Source organism: Pararhizobium sp. DWP1-1-3, assembly GCF_049896125.1.
In the GTDB taxonomy this organism is placed as follows: domain Bacteria; phylum Pseudomonadota; class Alphaproteobacteria; order Rhizobiales; family Rhizobiaceae; genus Pararhizobium.
On sequence record NZ_JAFCTR010000006.1, the window covers coordinates 270287 to 289643 of the forward strand.

At 60.6% G+C, this 19357-nt stretch carries 17 protein-coding genes; 8 read left to right on the forward strand and 9 right to left on the reverse strand.

The genetic code is table 11. The features are described 5' to 3' along the window. Positions 1-104 precede the first annotated feature (104 nt). From ACP7BS_RS15445 to ACP7BS_RS15465, 5 genes are all read left to right on the forward strand, one after another. The gene (locus ACP7BS_RS15445; RefSeq protein ID WP_426238808.1) at positions 105-1331 is read left to right on the forward strand and encodes an extracellular solute-binding protein; all 1227 of its coding nucleotides are present in this window, start codon (positions 105-107) and stop codon (positions 1329-1331) included. Between the two features lie 177 nt (positions 1332-1508). Beyond that, positions 1509-2417 (forward strand): carbohydrate ABC transporter permease, encoded by a 909-nt coding sequence (locus ACP7BS_RS15450; RefSeq protein ID WP_426238809.1) that lies wholly within the window; start codon positions 1509-1511, stop codon positions 2415-2417. Further along, positions 2417-3268: a carbohydrate ABC transporter permease gene (locus ACP7BS_RS15455; protein WP_426238810.1), complete on the forward strand. Its 852-nt coding sequence runs from the start codon at positions 2417-2419 to the stop codon at positions 3266-3268. Before ACP7BS_RS15450 ends, ACP7BS_RS15455 begins: the two co-directional genes overlap by 1 nt. A 48-nt stretch (positions 3269-3316) precedes the next feature. After that, positions 3317-4414, forward strand: a complete 1098-nt coding sequence (locus tag ACP7BS_RS15460) for an ABC transporter ATP-binding protein (RefSeq protein ID WP_426238811.1) — start codon at positions 3317-3319, stop codon at positions 4412-4414. Then, the gene (locus ACP7BS_RS15465; protein WP_426238812.1) at positions 4414-6345 is read left to right on the forward strand and encodes a beta-galactosidase; all 1932 of its coding nucleotides are present in this window, start codon (positions 4414-4416) and stop codon (positions 6343-6345) included. The genes ACP7BS_RS15460 and ACP7BS_RS15465 overlap by 1 nt, the downstream gene beginning before the upstream one ends. Positions 6346-6413: 68 nt before the next feature. On the opposite strand, the gene ACP7BS_RS15470 is transcribed toward ACP7BS_RS15465, so the two are convergent. From ACP7BS_RS15470 to ACP7BS_RS15485, 4 genes are all read right to left on the reverse strand, one after another. Then, positions 6414-6758, reverse strand: coding sequence for a hypothetical protein (locus ACP7BS_RS15470; RefSeq protein ID WP_426238813.1), 345 nt, complete (start codon positions 6756-6758; stop codon positions 6414-6416). An 82-nt stretch (positions 6759-6840) separates the two neighbouring features. Further along, entirely contained in the window at positions 6841-8163 is a 1323-nt protein-coding gene (gene guaD, locus ACP7BS_RS15475; RefSeq protein ID WP_426238814.1) for a guanine deaminase, read from the reverse strand. Beyond that, positions 8160-9398 (reverse strand): urate hydroxylase PuuD, encoded by a 1239-nt coding sequence (gene puuD, locus ACP7BS_RS15480; RefSeq protein ID WP_426238815.1) that lies wholly within the window; start codon positions 9396-9398, stop codon positions 8160-8162. The genes guaD and puuD overlap by 4 nt, the downstream gene beginning before the upstream one ends. Before the next feature lie 82 nt (positions 9399-9480). Further along, on the reverse strand, positions 9481-10389 hold the full coding sequence (locus ACP7BS_RS15485; RefSeq protein WP_426238816.1) for a LysR substrate-binding domain-containing protein: 909 nt from the start codon (positions 10387-10389) through the stop codon (positions 9481-9483). A 19-nt stretch (positions 10390-10408) separates the two neighbouring features. Here ACP7BS_RS15485 and ACP7BS_RS15490 point away from each other — a divergent pair, with 19 nt between their 5' ends. Further along, the gene (locus tag ACP7BS_RS15490) at positions 10409-10693 is read left to right on the forward strand and encodes a hypothetical protein (RefSeq protein WP_426238817.1); all 285 of its coding nucleotides are present in this window, start codon (positions 10409-10411) and stop codon (positions 10691-10693) included. Between the two features lie 43 nt (positions 10694-10736). Here the strand turns inward: ACP7BS_RS15490 and ACP7BS_RS15495 are convergent, their stop codons facing one another. Beyond that, complete coding sequence (locus ACP7BS_RS15495) at positions 10737-11030, reverse strand: putative quinol monooxygenase (RefSeq protein WP_426238818.1); 294 nt, start codon at positions 11028-11030, stop codon at positions 10737-10739. Between the two features lie 46 nt (positions 11031-11076). Then, positions 11077-12045 (reverse strand): alpha/beta fold hydrolase, encoded by a 969-nt coding sequence (locus tag ACP7BS_RS15500; RefSeq protein WP_426238819.1) that lies wholly within the window; start codon positions 12043-12045, stop codon positions 11077-11079. An 83-nt stretch (positions 12046-12128) separates the two neighbouring features. Here ACP7BS_RS15500 and ACP7BS_RS15505 point away from each other — a divergent pair, with 83 nt between their 5' ends. Next, complete coding sequence (locus ACP7BS_RS15505; RefSeq protein ID WP_426238820.1) at positions 12129-12713, forward strand: TetR/AcrR family transcriptional regulator; 585 nt, start codon at positions 12129-12131, stop codon at positions 12711-12713. 3 nt (positions 12714-12716) lie between these two features. Here ACP7BS_RS15505 and xdhC read toward each other — a convergent pair whose 3' ends face one another. From xdhC to xdhA, 3 genes are all read right to left on the reverse strand, one after another. After that, positions 12717-13523, reverse strand: a complete 807-nt coding sequence (xdhC, locus tag ACP7BS_RS15510) for a xanthine dehydrogenase accessory protein XdhC (RefSeq protein WP_426238821.1) — start codon at positions 13521-13523, stop codon at positions 12717-12719. Positions 13524-13535: 12 nt separating this feature from the next. Then, positions 13536-15878, reverse strand: coding sequence for a xanthine dehydrogenase molybdopterin binding subunit (xdhB, locus tag ACP7BS_RS15515; protein WP_426238822.1), 2343 nt, complete (start codon positions 15876-15878; stop codon positions 13536-13538). Between the two features lie 169 nt (positions 15879-16047). Further along, a complete protein-coding gene (xdhA, locus tag ACP7BS_RS15520) occupies positions 16048-17523 on the reverse strand; it encodes a xanthine dehydrogenase small subunit (protein WP_426238823.1) in 1476 nt (491 codons plus the stop codon). A gap of 222 nt (positions 17524-17745) precedes the next feature. Here xdhA and glpK point away from each other — a divergent pair, with 222 nt between their 5' ends. Further along, a complete protein-coding gene (gene glpK, locus ACP7BS_RS15525) occupies positions 17746-19275 on the forward strand; it encodes a glycerol kinase GlpK (RefSeq protein WP_426238824.1) in 1530 nt (509 codons plus the stop codon). The last annotated feature ends 82 nt before the right edge of the window (positions 19276-19357 follow it).

The following is a 19357-nucleotide window of genomic DNA, read 5'->3' on the forward strand; positions in this document are numbered from 1 at the left end:
GATTGCGGGTTTCGGCCGCAAGGTCAAGACGTTCATGCGGGAGAGAGGAACAAGACGACCTGCGGGACGCAACGGCACCACACGCTGATCCTTGGGAGGATATCATGAATTCTTTTAAAGCCGCGCTCGCGCTCGGCTATGCACTGACCGTCTCGACAGCTTTTGCAGGCGAACTCGTCGTCAATTCCGATCAGACCGATCCGGCGCCGAAAAAGGCGATGGAAACGCTGATCGAAGGGTTCAAGGCTGCCCATCCGGACGTCACGGTCAAATGGAACAATTTCGACCATGAAGGCTACAAGTCGGCGATCCGAAACTTCCTGACGGCGGACGCACCGGACGTCGTGTCCTGGTATTCGGGCAACCGCATGGCCCCATTCGTCAAGGCTGGCCTGTTTGAAGATGTCACCGACCTCTGGACCGAAAACAAGCTGGACGATCAGCTGAAATCGGCAGTCAAGTCGATGGAAATCGACGGCAAGAAATGGGGAATTCCCTATTCCTACTATCAGTGGGGCATCTACTACCGCAAAGACATCTTCGCCGAGCAGGGCATCACCCCGCCAAAGACCTGGGCTGAGCTGATTGCCGCCTGCGAAAAGATCAAGGCAGCCGGCATGACGCCGTTTGCAATCGGTACAAAGGCCCTGTGGCCGACCGGCGGCTGGTTCGACTATCTCGACCTGCGCGTCAACGGTTACGAATTCCACATGGATCTCACCGCCGGCAAGGTTCCCTACACCGATCCGAAGGTGAAGGCCGTCTTCGAGAAATGGGGCGAACTGGTCAAGCCGGGCTACTTCCTCGAAAACCATGCCGCGATCGACTGGCAGGATGCCATTCCGCAGTTCGTGCAGGGCAAGGCACCGATGTATCTGATGGGCAATTTCGCCGTTGCCGCGATGGTGGATGGCGGATTGAAGGAAGACCAGATCGGCTTCCTGCAGTTCCCGGAAATTACCGCCGGCATTCCGATGGCCGAAGATGCGCCGACCGAATCCTTCCACATCCCGTCGGGTGCGAAGAACAAGGAAGACGCCCGCAAGTTCCTCGCCTACCTGGCAACGCCCGAGGCGCAGACCAAGATGAACGAGGTGCTCGGCCAGCTTCCGGTCAACAACCAGTCGGCCAAGTCGAACGATCCTTTCCTGAAGGCCGGTTTCGAGATGCTGGCGAATGCCTATGCGCTCGCCCAGTTCTATGACCGCGACGCTCCGGCGGAAATGGCCAAGGTCGGCATGGAAGGCTTTCAGCAGTTCATGGTCAAGCCGGACAATCTCGACGCCATCCTTGCGCGCCTCGAAAAGGCACGCGGCCGGATTTATAAGTAGCGGCGGTCTCGGAATAACCCTCCCCCTTGTGGGGAGGGTCGGAGCGGAGCGACGGGGAGGGGTTCTTTTGTCTTAAACAGAAGAAAGCCCCGCCCCAACCCTCCCCACAAGGGGGAAGAGTAGTCCGAGCAACAGGCATCTTTCGCACAATTTCATAGATATCAAAAAGGGGCCGCGATGAGCAGCACCGTTCCCGCGACATCGAGTTACTGGAAGCGCAACCAGCAGCGCCTCGCGCCCTGGATGTTTCTGGCGCCCGGAATGATCATGTTTTCGATCTATGTGATCATCCCCATCTTCGAATCCATCTGGATCAGTTTCTACGACTGGGACGGGATGGGCGCCAAAACCTGGATCGGCATGGCCAATTATGCCGAGTTGCTCGATGATGAGGCGTTCTACACGTCGCTGAAGAACAACATTCTCTGGCTGGTGCTCTACCTGTTGGCGGTCCCCGCCGGTCTTGCCGTTGCGTTGTTCCTCAACCAGACGGTCACCGGCATCCGGCTTTACAAGTCGCTGTTCTTCTTTCCCTTCGTCATCAGCCAGGTCGTCGTCGGACTGATCTTCACCTGGTTCTACGCGCCGGATTTCGGTTTGCTCTCGGCGCTGATCAAGGCGGTGAGCGGCGAAAACATCGCGATCCTTGCCGACGAGCGCTACGTGACGCTGGGCATCATCGCAGCTGGTCTTTGGCCGCAGATCGCCTATTGCATGATCCTCTACCTGACAGGCCTCAACAATATCAATCCGGAACAGGTGGAAGCCGCCCGTATGGACGGCGCCAGGGGCTGGTCGCTGCTGTGGAACATCGTCTTGCCGCAGCTCGGCCCCGCCACCTTCATTGCCATCGTCGTCACCGTCATCGGCGCGCTGCGCTCCTTCGACCTGGTGTCGATCATGACTGACGGCGGACCCTATGGATCGAGCCGGGTTCTGTCCTTCTACATGTACGAGCAGGCGCTGTCGGAATACGGCTATCGCATGGGGTATGGGGCGGCGATTGCGGTCGTTCTGTTCATGATCATGATGGTCTTCATCACGCTGTTTATCGTGCGCATGCTGATGCAGGAAAGGAACGCCTGATGTTTCCCACTCCTGTCCAGAAGGCCGCTCCCTGGGTGCGCCACGCCTATACGGTCATCCTGCCGATCGCACTGATCGTCTGGCTCTTGCCGCTGATCGGTGTTGCCATTACCTCGATCCGCCCGTCCGGAGATCTCGCCGCCGGCAACTATTTCGGTATCCCCTCGCGCTTTGCCGGCTTCGAAAACTACACCGCTGTGTTCCGGGATTCGCCGATTGGCTGGTATATTCTGAACTCCTTCAAAGTGACGATACCAACGGTGATCGGCGCTGTCGGCCTCGCCTGTCTCTCCGGCTTCGCGCTGGCGGTCTACAAGTTCCGCGCAAATTTGATCGTCTTCTTCCTGTTCGTCGCCGGCAATTTCATTCCGTTCCAGATCTTGATGGTGCCGGTGCGCGACATGACGCTGAAGGCGGGGCTTTACGACAGCATCTCCGGCCTCGTGCTTTTCCATGTCGCCTTCCAGACCGGTTTCTGCACCCTGTTCATGCGCAATTTCATCAAGTCGCTGCCGTTCGCGCTGATCGAATCCGCCCGTGTCGAGGGCGTCAGCGAGTGGCGGATCTTCCGCTATATCGTGCTGCCGCTGATGAGGCCCGCCATTGCCGCCCTCTCGGTACTGGTCTTCACCTTCATCTGGAACGACTATTTCTGGGCGACGGTGCTGGTGCAGGGACAGCACGCCATGCCGGTAACGGCCGGGCTCTACTCGCTCAACGGCCAATGGATCGCCGCGTGGCATCTGGTTTCGGCCGGCTCCATCGTCGCCGCCATGCCGCCGGTGCTGATGTTCTTTCTGATGCAGAAGCACTTCATCGCCGGCCTGACGCTGGGAGCGACCAAGGGATGATCGCCGCCTGCTTTTCCACCATTCACTTCATTTCGGGAGGCAAGGCCAATGGCTGATGTCACGCTCCACAATGTCAAGAAACAGTTCGGCGCCGTCAGCGTCATCAAGGGTGTGGACCTCACCATCGCCGATGGCGAGTTCTGTGTCTTCGTCGGCCCGTCCGGCTGCGGCAAGTCCACGCTGCTGCGCATGATCGCCGGGCTGGAAGATATTTCTTCCGGCGAACTCAAGATCGGCGGCAATGACATGACCCATGTCGGCCCCTCCGAGCGCGGCGTCGCCATGGTCTTCCAGTCCTATGCGCTTTATCCGCATATGACCGTCGCCGACAATATTGGCTTTGGCCTGCGCATGACCGGCCACGACAAGGCCGAGATCGACAAGCGCACCAAGCATGCGGCAAAGATGCTGCAGCTCGAACCGCTGCTGGCCCGCAAGCCATCGCAGCTTTCCGGCGGCCAGCGTCAGCGCGTCGCCATCGGCCGCGCCATCGTGCGCAATCCGGAGGTCTTCCTGTTCGACGAGCCGTTGTCCAACCTTGACGCAGCGCTGCGCGTGCAGATGCGCACCGAGATCAGCACGCTGCATCAGGATTTGAAGGCGACGATGATCTACGTCACCCACGATCAGGTGGAAGCCATGACAATGGCCGACAAGATCGTCGTCTTGAGCGCCGGTTCGATCGAGCAGATCGGCTCGCCGCTGGAGCTTTATCACCGGCCGAAGAACCTTTTCGTCGCCGGCTTCATCGGTTCGCCGAAGATGAATTTTTTGCGGGCAACGGCCGCCCCGGCAGGTGACCATATCCGCGTGACTTTGCCGGGCGGCGTCGATGTCCTGCTGCCTGCCGGTAATGCGAAGGTTGGCGAGGGTCAGCCGGTGACGCTCGGCATTCGCCCTGAGCATATCGATGCCGATGCGAAAGACGGCGCCATCCTGCCGGCAAAGCTCAGGCTCGCTGAATATCTCGGCTCCGAGACCATGTTCTATGTCAGCATTGCCGACGGACACGATATCGCCGTCAAGGCCGATGGCCTTGCCACCGCAAAACCGGGCGCGGATTTCCGCATCGGCATTCCACCGAAAGCCTGCCACCTCTTCGACGCAAATGGCGTCGCCATCATCAACGGGGATTTGACGAAGTAATGCTGGGCGTTTGCTATTATCCGGAACATTGGCCAGAGGCATGGTGGGCAAAGGATGCCCGCCGGATGCGGGAGCTTGGGATTTCCTTCGTGCGGATCGGGGAGTTCGCCTGGTCGCGGCTGGAGCCGAAGCGCGGAGAATTCGACTTTGCCTGGCTCGACAGGGCGATGGATACCTTGGGTGCTGCAGGTCTGAAAGTCGTGCTCGGCACGCCGACGGCGACGCCGCCGAAATGGTTGATGGATGAACATCCCGATATCGCCCCGGTGGATCAGCAGGGTCACGTGCGCGGCTTCGGCTCGCGCCGGCATTATACGTTTTCCTCCGAAGTCTGGTGGCGCGAAAGCGCGCGCATCGTCGAGATTCTCGCCAAGCGTTATGGCGACCATGCGGCGCTGGATGGCTGGCAAACCGACAATGAATATGGCTGCCACGACACGACGCAATCCTGGGGACCGGAAGACCTGAAGGCATTCCGCCGCTGGCTGAGGCTCCGCTACCAGTCGACCGACCAGTTGAACGAGGCCTGGGGCAATGTCTTCTGGTCGATGGAGGTCAACAGCTTTGACGATGTCGTGCTGCCGAACCTGACGGTCACGGAGACCAATCCATCGGCAAGGCTTGATTTCTGGCGCTTTCAGTCACAGCAGGTTGCGGCCTATGACAAGATGCAGTGCGAGATCATCCGCAAGCATTCGCCGGGCCGCTGGATCACCCACAACTTCATGGGCTTCGTCAATGATTTCGACCATTGGAAGGTCGGTGAAAACCTCGATATCGCCTCCTGGGACAGCTATCCGATCGGCTTTGTCGAAAAATTTCCGTTCAGTCAGGAGGAAAAGAACCGCTGGGCCGAGACGTCGCATCCCGATATCGCACCGTTCCATCACGACCTCTATCGCGGCGTCGGCCGCGGCCGTTTCTGGGTCATGGAGCAGCAGCCCGGGCCGGTGAACTGGGCGCCGTGGAACCCGGTGCCGAAGCCCGGCATGGTGCGGCTCTGGACCTGGGAGGCTTTGGCGCATGGTGCCGAAGTCGTCAGTTACTTCCGCTGGCGCCAGGCACCGTTTGCGCAGGAGCAGATGCACGCGGGGCTCAACCTGCCCGGATCGGACGAACTGTCCGTCGGCGGTCGCGAAGCGGAGGTCACCGGCCGCGAGATCGTCGAGATAGGCGAACTGCCGTCAACCGAACAGGCGAATGTGGCGATCGTCTATGATTACGAAACCTATTGGGCGACCGTGATCCAGCCGCAGGGCCGGGACTTCCACTATCACGAACTGGTCTTCCGCTGGTACGAGGCGGTGCGCAAGCTCGGCCTCAACGTGGATTTCGTGCCGCCGGGAGCGCCGCTTGACGGCTACAGGCTGGTGCTTGTGCCCTCGCTGGCGATCGTCTCGGAGGCGGCGCTCGATGCCTTCAGCGCGGCTGACGGAATCGTGCTCTATGGTCCGCGTTCTGGCTCGCGCACCCGCCAATTCGCCATTCCGGAGAACCTGCCGCCGGGTCCGCTTGCCGCGCTGACGGGCGTTCGCGTCACGCAGGTTTCGTCGCTGCGTCCGGGGCTTGATGATAGCGTGTCTGGAAGCGTCTCGGGTGCCGCCATCCGCTGGCGGGAATATGTCGAGACGGATGGCGACGTACTTGCGCATTTTGCCAATGGCGATCCGGCGCTGACGGCCAAGGGCGGACACCACTATCTCGCCTGCTGGCCGGACGAGAGCCTGCTCCAGCAGACGCTGAGCCATCTGGCGGCGAAAGCCGGTGTCGAAACGCTGGCGCTCCCCGATCATATCCGGCTGCGCAGACGCGGCGGCGTGATCTTTGCGTTCAATTACGGGACGGAGGTCTGGTCAAGTCCGGCAACGGGCAAGGTCATTCTGGGCGAGGCAGAGGTGAGGCCGCAGACGGTGACGGCCTGGAAGGTGTAGAGTAGCGGCTTTTGACTTGATCAAAGCAGCGGCGATTTTCCGGCCGGAATTGTCGCCACTCGCTCCTATCAGGCGCTTGGCTGCGTATCCTGTTTGTTTTTGGCTTTCGATCGCTTCGCTTTTGGCGGCGTGTCTGTCGCCGCCACTTCGGCAATCGGAGTCGCTATGTCCTCATCGTCGTCTGCATGGCCGCCATCCAAACGATGTTTGATCGCCAGCGCGTAAATCGTGTGAAGAATGGTGCCGTCCTTGATGTCAGGATCGCTCAGGGCGAGAAGGGAGGCTCTGACGATATTCTTGCTTGACACTTTCGGCACCCGCTTCTGCACGAATTCAAACAGCCCCTTGTCCGAAAGTCCCTCCGTCGCCCCATCGACCAACGCACGGTAAATCCGCTTTTTCTTCTCGCTCATACCAATTCCTTCTCACTGCTACTGAACCGTTTCCGCCGCACTGTTTGTCATGGTACTGTCACAATCAACCCCTTCGGCGTGGCTAAAAAACCGCGCCGGCCAGCCCCGCCTTTGCCGCTGCACCCGCCACATAGGTTTCGACGATCGCCCGGTCATCCCCCATAGTCTGCAGCAGGAAAAGTTCGTCGGCGAGTGAGGTCACCACCTCCGCCTTCAGTGCCATGGCCGGGGTCGCCGCCATGTTCAGCACGATGAAATCGGCATCGGTGCCGGGGGCGAGCGTGCCGATTCGGTCTTCCAGTGACAGCGCCTGAGCGTTGCCCAGTGTCATGAAATAACAGCTTTCCAGCGGGTTCAGCCGCTCGCCCAGCAATTGCTGGATCTTGTAGGCTTCGTCCATGGTGCGCAGCATCGAATAGCTGGTGCCGCCGCCGATATCGGTGGCGAAGGAAACGCGCACCGGCTTTTCTCTGGTCATCAACTGCCGGAGCGGAAACAGGCCGGAGCCGAGGAAGAGGTTGGAGGTCGGGCAGTGCACGGCGATCGAGCCGGTTTCGCTCATCGCATCCATTTCGCGGTCGGACAGGTGGATCGCGTGACCGAACAGGGTCTTTGGCCCAAGCAGGCCGTAGCGGGCATAGACATCGGTATAGTCGATGGCGTCCGGATAGAGCGCGCAGGTGAAATCGATCTCGTCGCGGTTTTCCGAAAGATGCGTCTGCACGTGCAGATTGGGAAACTCGCGCACCAAGGCTTCCGCAGCCGACATCTGTTCCGGCGTCGAGGTGATGGCAAAACGCGGGGTAATGGCGACGTGGTTGCGGCCCTTGCCGTGCCATTGTTCGATGACGGCGCGAGTTTCGTCATAGCCCATCTGAGGCGTATCGAGCAGGCCCTGCGGCGCGTTGCGGTCCATCATCACCTTCCCGGCGATCATGCGCATGTTGCGGTTCAGCGCTTCAGCGAAAAAGGCGTCGGCCGAGGCCTTGTGCACCGAGCAATAGGCAACCGCAGTCGTCGTGCCGTGGCGGACCATTTCGTCGAAGAACTTTCCGGCGATGCGCTCCGCGTGCGCTGTCTCGACGAAGCGGCATTCCTCTGGAAACGTATAGGTGTTCAGCCATTCCAGCAGATTGGCGGCATAGGAGCCGATCACCTGCATCTGCGGGAAATGCAGGTGGGTGTCGATGAAGCCGGGCAGGATCAGATGCGGACGGTGGTCGATTTCAATGACGTCTTCGGCTGCCTGTGCCTTGACGGCATCATAGCTGCCGCTCGCCAGGATCAGACCATTCTCGACCAGCAGCGCGCCGTCGGCCTCATAGGTATAAGCGCCGGTATCGTCGATGCTCAAGGGAGCACGGCTGAAGCTCAGCGTGCGTCCACGAATGAGGGTAGCGGTCATTCTGTCTTGCCTTCCGAAACCGCGCTTTCGAACCATGCGGTCAAAAGCTTGCGTTCGTCACTGGTCATGTCGGTGATATTGCCGGGCGGCATCGCATGGCTGCGCCCGGCCTGGATATAGATTTCGCGGGCGTGGGAAGCAATCTCCGCGTCGTTTTCCAGCACGACGCCCTTCGGCGGCCGGTTGATGCCTTCATAGACCGGCTCGGCGGAATGGCACATCGAACAGCGCGTCGAAATCGCGTCTTTGACGGCCGGGAAATGCGCGTTGGCGGCAAATTGCTGGAAGGCGGGCGAGACCTCGGCCTTGTCCTCGCCGGTCAGCACTTTCGGCACGGTGGAAAGCCAGATGATGACGATGAAAATGATCAGGGTGACGATCCAGGTCCAGGTCGGACGTCCTTTTCTGGCATGGGTGGTGTTGAACCAGTGCCGGATGGTGACGCCCATCAGGAAGACCAGCGCTGCAATTACCCAGTTATAGGCGGTGGCGAAGGCCAGCGGATAGTGGTTGGACAGCATGAAGAAGATGACGGGCAAGGTCAGATAGTTGTTGTGCAGCGAACGCTGCTTGGCGATAACGCCGTATTTCGGGTCCGGCGTGCGCCCGGCGATCAGATCGGCGACGACGACGCGCTGGTTCGGCATGATGATGAAGAAAACGTTGGCCGACATGATCGTCGCGGTAAACGCGCCGAGATGCAGGAAGGCGGCGCGGCCGGTGAAGACTTGCGTATAGCCCCAGGCCATGACGACGAGCGCGACATAGAGAATGCCCATCAGCGTCCAGGTGTTCTTGCCGAGCGGTGATTTGCACAGGAGGTCGTAGAAGATCCAGCCGATGGCAAGCGAGCCGATCGAGATGGCAATCGCCGTGGTCGAGGAGATATCCAGCACATGCCGGTCGATCAGGAAGAGATCGGCACCGCCATAATAGACCAGACAGAGCATGGCAAAGCCGGACAGCCAGGTGGCATAGCTTTCCCATTTGAACCAGGTCAGGTGCTCAGGCATGGTCGCGGGTGCGACCAGGTATTTCTGGATGTGATAGAAGCCGCCGCCATGCACCTGCCATTCCTCGCCATAGGCACCAACGGGCAGATGATCACGCTTCACCAGGCCGAGATCGAGCGCGATGAAATAGAAGGACGAGCCGATCCAGGCGATCGCCGTGATCACATGCAGCCAGCGAACGGCAAAAGCCAGCCATTCCCAGGCGATGGCGAATTCGTACATTGAGGTCCCCTTTTCATGCTTCGTCTGCGCACCTTGCGCAAAAATCCACGGTGGGGGAAGGGGGCGACGTGATCGTCACGTGCTATTTGGCGACGCCGCTGGTTTCTGGATTGAGTTCCCCCAGAATCCAGTCGCGGAAGGCGCGGATTTTCGGCGTGTTGCGGCGGGCATGCGGATACGCCAGCCAGTAGTCGCGGCCATCATTGCAGCGCAGTTCGAAGGGTTGGTAAAGCCTGCCGAGCGCAACGTCATCCGCATAGAAGTCGGGGGTCAGGATGGCGACGCCCTGGCTTGCGACAGCCGCGCGTGCCTCAAAGCTCTGCGCCCCGAGCCGGCTGGTCGGCCGGCCCTCGAGATCCGGATCGCTGACGCCGGCGGCGGTAAACCAAATCCGCCACCAGGGGTCGGCAGCATCGATGATCCTCAGTTTCAACAGATCGCGCGGCTCGTGAATACCGCCGACCGTTTCGGCAAGGGCCGGGCTGAGCATCGGCGTGAACTCGCTACGCATCAACGGATGGCTGTCGAGCCCAGGCCAGACGCCAACACCGGCGCGAATGGCGATATCGCTGGACTCAGCGATGAGATCGATCAACTTTTCGGTGGTGCTGAGCCGCACGGCGATGTTCGGATGGGCGAGCTGGAAGCTGCCGATATTACGGGCAAGCCACTGAGAGGCGAAGGTCGGTGTCGAGTTGATCTGGAGAGCGGTGTTGATGTCGCCACGGGCCGAGGAAACTGCTTCCTGCAGCATCTCGAAGGCTTCGCTGACGCGCGGCGCGAGCTGCTGGCCGACGTCGGTCAGCACGATCTGGCGGGGCCGCCGCAGGAACAGCGGCTCGCCGACATTCTCCTCGATCAGCTTGATCTGGTAGCTGACCGCCGTCTGGGTCATGCCCAATTCAGCGCCCGCCTTGGTGAAGCTGCCCAGCCTTGCCGCCGCTTCAAACACGCGAAGCGCATTCAATGGAAACTGTTTCGACATTTTCATGGATAAGTTCTCTTGATGCATGCAGACGGTTGTTCGATTGGAATTGGAGCACGTTCGCGCGCATGCTGCAATCACATTCAGGAAAACAACAGGTGCCGTCATGGATTGCCAAGCAATTGAAAGATATCAACCAATACCCCAGACACGCAAGGCCGGTTGGGGTTTTTGGCTGGCCGGGCTGTTGCGCGGACTGGAACCCAAATATCCGCCGCTCGATCTCGAAGTCATGTCCGAATACATGAAGAGAGACCTGGGTTTTCTGGACGGGCGCGACCCGCGCGAGGAAGCGGATCTGACGCGATAAAAGCCGTTCGCCGGAACATACCGGATATTCTGGCGGCATGATTTTAGCGGGATGCGTCCAGCACGCCGCGTTCCAATTGTTCCAGATAGATAAATTCCGGCGCCTTGACGCCGGCCTGGGCGCGGATTTCGATAAGCCGCTCCGACTCGAAAAAAGCTCTCGCCGCATCCAGCGAGCGCCAGAGCGAATAGTGAACGATCCGATTGGGATCGGTGTCGTATTTCAGCACTTGATAGGCGATTTCACCGGCATCGCGGCGAATCCCGGCGGCGGCGTCGAAAATGCCTTTCCAGACAGGATAATCGGCGACTTCGTGGATGATCAGAACGTAGGGCATTGTTTCTCTCGAAGAGTTGGAAGGGCCTTGTGCGGGCTTGTCCCCGTCACATCAGGCCCTTGGCGGGAATATAACAACGGCTGGTGAAGGAGGCGTCCTTGTTGGTCTCAACCTCTTTGCCGAACGGTTTTCCCGGCCAGGGATTGATGCCGTCGCGCAGCCAGAGCAGGCTATCCAGCCAGAAACCGGCGGCATGGCGTGTGTGGAAGAGGCTGAAATGGCCGATGCGATCCAGGCCGAGCTCGGCGGGGGACAAGGCGACTTCGACGGGCTCGGCATTCCGGTAATATTGCAGCGCGCGGCGAATGGCTTGCGGGGTTCCGATCTCGTCATCCGTGACGCCAATCGCCAGAATGCCGGCGGTGACAGCGGCGAAACGCCGCAAGATATCGGGCCGGTCGTCGCAGGGATGGCTGAGTTCCATCCGTGACCGGAAAAAACTCCAGTCTGTCGCCACCCCAGCCGGAAGATCCTCCAGCCAGCCGAGTGCCTTTCCGGGAAAATATCCGCATAGCGCCGTAAGCATTGGCATTGCCACATGCCATTTCAGCAGAAGGCGCAGGCGCCGGGCAGGGGCGTAATCCCGCCAATAGGCATATTGGGCACCGATCGTGAGCATGCGGTCGATCAGCGGTGCATTGCGGGCAAAACCGGGCAGGAATCCACCGATACTGTGGCCGACCACGAGCCTTGGGCCATCCGGAGCATGTTCATGGAGAAAGCCAAGGGCTGCGGCGAAATCCTGTTCGCCCCAGTCGGCCCAGCGATAGTTGCAGCCGCGCAGCGCGCCGGGCCGGGACTGACCGATGCCGCGATAGTCATAGGTCAGAACGGTGAAGCCGTGACCGGCAAGAAACCGGGCATAGGGATGATAGTAGCGCGCCAAAACGCCGGTTGCCGGATTGATGACGACGCTGCCGAACGCACTGTTGCCCATGCCTGCCCAGAGATGGCCGCCAAGACGCACACCATCCCGGCAGACAATCCCGATGGGCCTTCCTTCCATCTCCAGCATGGTCTCTCTCCAGCGGTTTCGATGGGGATACCGTAGGCGAGAGCATTGCTTGTGTATATTCACTGGTCGGTATACATTAGGGCATGGCAACATCGGCACTTCCCACCCGCGACCGTATCGTTTCTGCCGCGTCAAAGCTGTTCTACAGCGAGGGCATCCGCGCCGTCAGCGTCGATGCGGTGGCGGAAAAGGCAGGCATCACCAAGCGCACGCTCTACTACCATTTCGACAGCAAGGACGATCTGATCGCCGCCTATCTCGACATGCGCGATCAGCCCAACCTTAATTTGTTCAAGCGATGGTTTGCGGAAACGCAAGGCGATGTCGCCGAGAAGGTGCGGGGTGTCTTTTTCAATCTGGCGATATCGGCGCGGCATCCGCGCTGGAAGGGCTGCGGGTTTCTGAGAACGTCGGCAGAACTTGCCAACATGCCCGGCCATCCGGCGATGAAGATCGGTGCTGCCCACAAGCGGCGGGTCGAGGACTGGTTGCACAGTGTCTTCGAGGCAGCGGAGCTGGGCGCGCAGGCCCGAATGCTCGCCCGGCAGACGATCCTGTTGCTGGATGGTTCCTTTGCCGTCGTCCTGTTGCACCGCGATCCATCCTATATGGAAACGGCGGGCGAGGCCGCGCATGCGTTGATCCGCGCGCGTGCCGCGCGCCCATAAACGTTACTGCGCGTTGAGTGCGCCAAGGATCTCGGCTGCGGTCATGGCGGCAATCACCGCAGGGCGCTTGTCGCTGACGGTCTTGCCGCCGATCGGCAGAACCAGCCTGCCGGTCGCATCGTCGCCCAGACCTTCCTGCTTTGCCCAGCTTGCAAATGTCGCGCGCTTGGTCTTCGAGCCGATCATGCCGACATAGGCCAGATCGTTGCGGGCGAGCGCCTCCCTGGCAATCAGGAAATCGAGCGCATGGTCATGCGTCGAGATGACGACGGCGGAGCCGGGCGCAATATCCTTAACGATCGCTTCCGGCATGGCGACCAGCCGATGGCTGGCACCGGCCGACATCAGGTCGAGTTCGCTCTTTCGCGTTTCCACCGCATAGGTCTTCAGCGGCAAAAGCAGCAGCGCATCGGCCAGCGCCCGGCCGACATGGCCGGCGCCGAACAGCCAGACTTCCGGCAAGGCTTTCAGCCTTTCCTTGAGTTTCAGATCGAGTGCTGCGCGCGTCGCGTCATCGCAGATGCTAAACGTCAGGACGATGCGGCCGCCGCAGCATTGGCCGATATCGGGGCCAAGCGGAATGTCCATCTCGACCTGGTCGCTGACGCCGGCCAGAAGCGCGCGGGCGTTGTCGATGGCCATATGTTCCATCTGGCCGCCGCCGATCGTCCCATGCGCATCGGTCGGCGACACCAGCATGAAGGTGCCGGCTTCGCGCGGCGTCGAACCGAAGGTCTGTTTGATCTCGACGATGATCAGTTTGTATTCGCGTTCAAGGAACGCGTCGAGGCTGTCGACTGCAAAGTTCATTTCAATGGCTCTTTACGCTTGTCTGGTCCGCAGGCGCTCGACGGCCATCAGGACGCGTTCCGGCGTTGCCGGCGTGTCGAGCCGTGGGCACTCTCGATAATCGGCGACGCTGGCAACGGCCATCGACAGGGCTTCCAGCACCGAGATCGGCAGCATGAAGGGGGGTTCCCCGACCGCCTTGGAGCGGCCGATGGTCATTTCGGCATTCTCGGCCCATTCCGCCAGCTTGACGTTGAAGATCTTTGGCCGGTCGGAGGCGAGCGGGATCTTGTAGGTCGATGGCGCGTGGGTGCGCAGACGGCCCTTTTCATCCCACCACAATTCCTCGGTCGTCAGCCAGCCCATGCCCTGCACGAAGGCGCCTTCGACCTGGCCGATATCGATCGCCGGATTGAGCGACTTGCCGACATCGTGCAGCACATCGACCCGGTCGACCATGTATTCGCCGGTCAGCGTATCGATGGAGACCTCGGAGACGGAGGCGCCATAGGCGAAATAGTAGAACGGGGTGCCACGGCCGGTATTGCGATCCCAATGGATTTTCGGCGTCTTGTAGAACCCGGCCGCCGACAGTTGCACGCGGGCGAAATAGGCCTGCTTGATGAAATCCGGGAAGGGCACAAATTCGTCGCCGATTTTCACATGGTTCGGCACGAAGGTGACGTTAGCGGCATCGGTCTGCCAGCGCTCGGCGGCGAACTCGACGAGGCGTTGCTTGATCTGCCGGGCGGCGTCATGAGCGGCCATGCCGTTGAGGTCGGAGCCGGAGGAGGCGGCAGTTGCCGAAGTGTTCGGTACCTTGCCGGTGGTGGTCGCGGTGATCTTTACGTTGGTGATATCGACCTGAAAACTGTCGGCCAGAACTTGGGCTACCTTGGTATAGAGCCCCTGGCCCATTTCGGTACCGCCGTGGTTCAGGTGGATCGATCCGTCCTGATAGATATGCACCAGCGCGCCCGCCTGGTTGAAGGCGGTCATGGTGAAGGAGATGCCGAATTTCACCGGCGTCAGCGCAATGCCCTTGCGGATGATGCGGCTGGTCCTGTTGAAGTCGATGATGGATTGGCGCCGCGCCTGATAATCGGCGCTCTCTTCGAGTTCTGCGACGATACGCTGGATGATGTTGTCTTCCACCTGCTGGTGATAGGGCGTCAGGTCCCGGCCGGAGCCTTTCTCGCCATAGAAGTTCAGCTTGCGGATATCGAGCGGGTCCTTGCCCAGCGCGTAGGCGATCTCTTCGATGATCCGCTCGCCGCCGACCATGCCCTGCGGCCCGCCGAAACCGCGATAGGCGGTGTTGGAGACGGTGTGCGTCTTCAGGGGCTGCGAGGTCAGCTTCACATGCGGATAGAAATAGGAGCTGTCGGCATGGAACAGGGCGCGGTCGGTGACCGGGCCGGACAGGTCCGAAGAATAGCCGCAGCGTGCCGCATAGTTGGCCTTCACCGCATGGATGCGGCCGTCGTCGTCGAAGCCGACATCGTAATCGACCAGGAAATCGTGCCGCTTGCCGGTCGCGGTCATGTCCTCGTCGCGGTCGGGCCGGAATTTTACGGCGCGGTTGAGTTTCTTGGCGGCGACGGCGGCCAGTGCTGCAAACTGGTTGCCCTGCGTCTCCTTGCCGCCGAAACCACCGCCCATGCGCCGGACCTGCACGGTCACGGCATTTGAGGGAACGCCAAGCACATGGCCGACCATGTGTTGAACTTCGCTTGGATGCTGGGTGGAGGACCAGACGGTGATGTCGTCGTCCTCGCCCGGAATGGCCATGGCGATATGGCTTTCGAGATAGAAATGTTCCTGTCCGCCGATCCGCATCCGGCCGTTAAGGCGTCGTGGGGACAGTTCCAGTTCGGCCTCGGCATCGCCGCGCGACAAGGTCAGCGGCTTGTTGACGACCTCCGCACCGTTTTCCAGCGCGTCGAGAATGTCCGTGTGATGCGGCAGGTCGCGATAGGTGATCTTTGCTTTGCGCGCAGCACGCCGGGCGATGTCACGGGTTTCGGCAATCACGGCAAATGCCGGCTGGCCATGAAACTGCACCAGGCCCTCGGCCAGCACCGGCTCATCGTCGAGATGGCTGGGGCTGATATCGTTGGAATGCGGCATGTCCTTTGCCGTCAGCACGCAGATGACGCCCAGTGTCGCCTCGACCTCGGACAGGTCCAGGGAAACGATCTCCGCATGGGCGCGGTCGGTCATCCCGAGTGCGCCGTGCAGCGTGCCTGCAGGTTCCGGAATATCGTCGATATAGTCGGCGGTGCCCGATACATGCTTGTGGGCGCTGTCATGCCGCAGGTTCGAATGCATCGATCCGGCGATGGTCTTGCGTTGCTCGAAAGTGGAGTTGTCCATCAGCGGGATCCTTCGCTCCTTTCTCTTCTCCCCACCGGGGAGAAGGTGGCCCGAAAGGCCGGATGAGGGGGAGCCACGCCAACTGGAGCTTGCCGCAAGACCCCCTCATCGCCTCGTTTCACTCGGCACTTCTCCCCGCTGGGGAGAAGAGGAAAGCTGCCGCCCGCACTCATGCCGTCACCTCAAACCGGACCAGTTCCGCCTTTTGTCCCGAAGTCTCCAGGAAAAACCGCAACAGCAAATTCTTCGCCGTCAGGATCCGATAGGCGGCGGTGGCGCGCCAGTCGGTCAGGGGCTGGTAATCCAGATCGAAGGCCGCCTGCGCCGCTTTGACGGTGTCTTCGGTCCAGGGCTTGCCGATCAGTGCCGCCTCGACATGTGACGCCCGCTTCGGCGTCCCGGCCATGCCGCCAAAGGCGATCCGGGCGGAGGCGACGGTGTTGTCACTGTTGAGCGCGATCCGGAACGCGCCGCAGAGCGCGGAGATATCCTCGTCGCGGCGTTTGGAAATCTTGTAGACGGCGAAATGATCGTCCTTCGGCAGGTCCGGCACGAAAATGCTCTCGACGAATTCGCCGGGTTTGCGGTCCTGGCGGCCGTATTCGATGAAATAGGCTTCGAGCGGCACGGTGCGCTCACCGGCTTTCGAACGCAGATTGACGCTGGCACCGAGCGCGATCAGGGGCGGTGGGGTATCGCCGATCGGCGAGCCGTTGGCGACATTGCCGCCGATCGTGCCCATGTTGCGCACCTGCTCGCCGCCGAGCCGATCGAGCATGCGGCCAAAGGCGGGATAGCGGACGGAAATGGCTGAAAAGGCGGCGGAATAGCTGACACCGGCGCCGATCAGGATGCCGTCTTCCGTCTCACGGATGAACTGAAGGTCTTCCAGACCATTGATGAAGATAACCGGGTTCAGTTCCCGCATCTGCTTGGTGACCCAGAGCCCGACATCGGTCGAACCGGCAACGATGGTCGCCTCCGGATGATCGGCCAGCGCAGCGGCAAGATCAGCCGCCGTGCCGGGCACGATCAGTGTGGCATCGCCGCTCTCCATGCGGATCGTCTGAGTCGAGCGGATCGCCGTCAGCTTGGCAATGATGTCTTCGCGGACCTTGACGATAGGGTCGAACACGGCATCGGGTCTCGCCTTTGCCACGGCTTCCGCCGCCTTGACGATCGGCTCGTAGCCCGTGCACCGACAGAGGTTGCCTTGCAGCGCCTTTTCGATATCGGCGCGGCCGGGATTGTCTTTCGACAGCCAGAGGCCGTAGAGCGACATGACGAAGCCGGGGGTGCAGAAGCCGCATTGCGAGCCGTGATAATCGACCATCGCCTGCTGGACCGGATGCAGCGTTCCGTCCTTTGCCGCCAGGTGCTCGACGGTGACGACATGGGTGGCGTTCAGCGAGCCGGTAAAGCGGATGCACGCATTGACGGTTTCGTAGATGAGTTCGCCGCCTGACAACCGCCCAACCAGCACGGTGCAGGCACCACAGTCGCCTTCGGCGCAGCCTTCCTTGGTGCCGGTCAGCCGCTTTTCGAGCCGCAGAAAATCGAGCAGAGTCGCGGTCGGCTGCAGTGTGTCCAGCGCAATCTCCCGGTCGTTCAGGATGAAACGGATGCTACCGGCGGACTGTGTCATGCTGTCTCTTCTTTTCATTTCGACTCTTGAAACTATGCCCGAAACCGGCACCGTGACAATTGTGTTTCTACCATTACCGTCCGGCTTTTTCGCCCGTTAAAAAGGCTTGTTAGCTTGCGTTTTGTTTTCGTTTGACATTCGTTTTTGTATCGTATTGAAGTTTTTGAAATGGCTTGCGGTCTTGAGGAGAGTGCGGGCAAAAGAAAAGCTGGGAGGGGCAAGATGAGCGGATATGTTCTCGCAATCGATCAGGGCACGACATCGAGCCGCGCGATCGTCTTCGACAGGGACCAGAAAATCGCCGGGTCCGGGCAGAAGGAATTCAAGCAGCACTTTCCGAAATCCGGCTGGGTCGAGCACGATCCCGAGGAAATCTGGGACACGGTCGTCTGGGCGATCAAGGAAGCCATCAGCAAGGCCGGCATCAAGGCCAGCGACCTATCAGCCATCGGCATCACCAACCAGCGCGAGACGGTCGTTGTCTGGGAGCGCGACAGCGGCAAGGTCATTCACAACGCCATCGTCTGGCAGGACCGCCGCACCGCTTCCTATTGCGACAAGCTGAAACGCCAGGGGCTGGAAAAGACCTTTACCAAGAAGACCGGGCTGCTGCTCGATCCCTATTTTTCCGGTACCAAACTCTCCTGGATGCTCGCCAACGTCAAAGGTGCGCGGGCGCGCGGAGCAAAGGGCGATCTGTGTTTTGGGACGGTCGATACGTTCCTGATCTGGCGGCTGACCGGCGGCAAATCCTTCGTCACCGACGCGACCAATGCGTCGCGCACGCTAATGTTCAATATCGCCACCAATGACTGGGATCGCGAACTGCTCGACATCCTGCGCGTGCCCGAGGCGATGCTGCCCGAGGTGCTCGACTGTGCGGCGGATTTCGGCGTCACGGATGCCTCGGTCTTCGGCGCAGAAATCCCGATACTGGGCGTTGCCGGCGACCAGCAGGCGGCCACCATCGGCCAGGCATGCTTCCAGCCGGGCATGATGAAATCCACCTATGGCACCGGCTGCTTTGCGCTTTTGAATACGGGCAAGGATATCGTCCGCTCGAAAAACCGCCTGCTGACGACGATTGCCTACCGTCTCGACGGCGAAACCACCTATGCGCTGGAGGGGTCGATCTTCGTTGCCGGTGCTGCCGTGCAATGGCTGCGGGACGGCCTGAAGGTGATCAAGGCGGCATCCGACACGGGTACGCTGGCCGCAAGCGCCGATCCGTCGCAGGAAGTCTATCTCGTACCGGCTTTTACCGGCCTTGGTGCACCGCATTGGGATCCGGATGCGCGCGGCGCCATATTCGGCATGACGCGCAACACCGGCCCGGCCGAGTTCGCCCGAGCCGCCCTCGAGGCCGTCTGCTACCAGACGCGCGATCTGCTCGACGCCATGCACAAGGACTGGAAAAGCGACGGAAGGGAAACCGTCCTGCGTGTCGATGGCGGCATGGTCGCTTCCGACTGGACGATGCAGCGCCTGTCCGATCTGCTCGATGCGCCGGTCGACCGGCCGACCATTCTGGAAACCACAGCACTCGGCGTCGCCTGGCTTGCCGGCAGCCGGGCAGGGGTCTGGCCCAACCAGAAGGATTTCGCCCAATCCTGGGCTAGAGATCAGCGTTTCGAGCCGACGATGGACGAAAAGACCCGGGCCGGAAAGCTGAAGGGCTGGCGCAATGCGGTGAAGCGGACACTGAGCGACGGGCACGGCCGTGAATCCAAGTTAACGGTCAAGCGGCGATGATATCGGCCATGTATTGAGGGTTTCGTCCGGCTTTGTTTCGTCTCAGTTTGATGCTTCGCTTGTCTTTATGGCTTCGAACCAT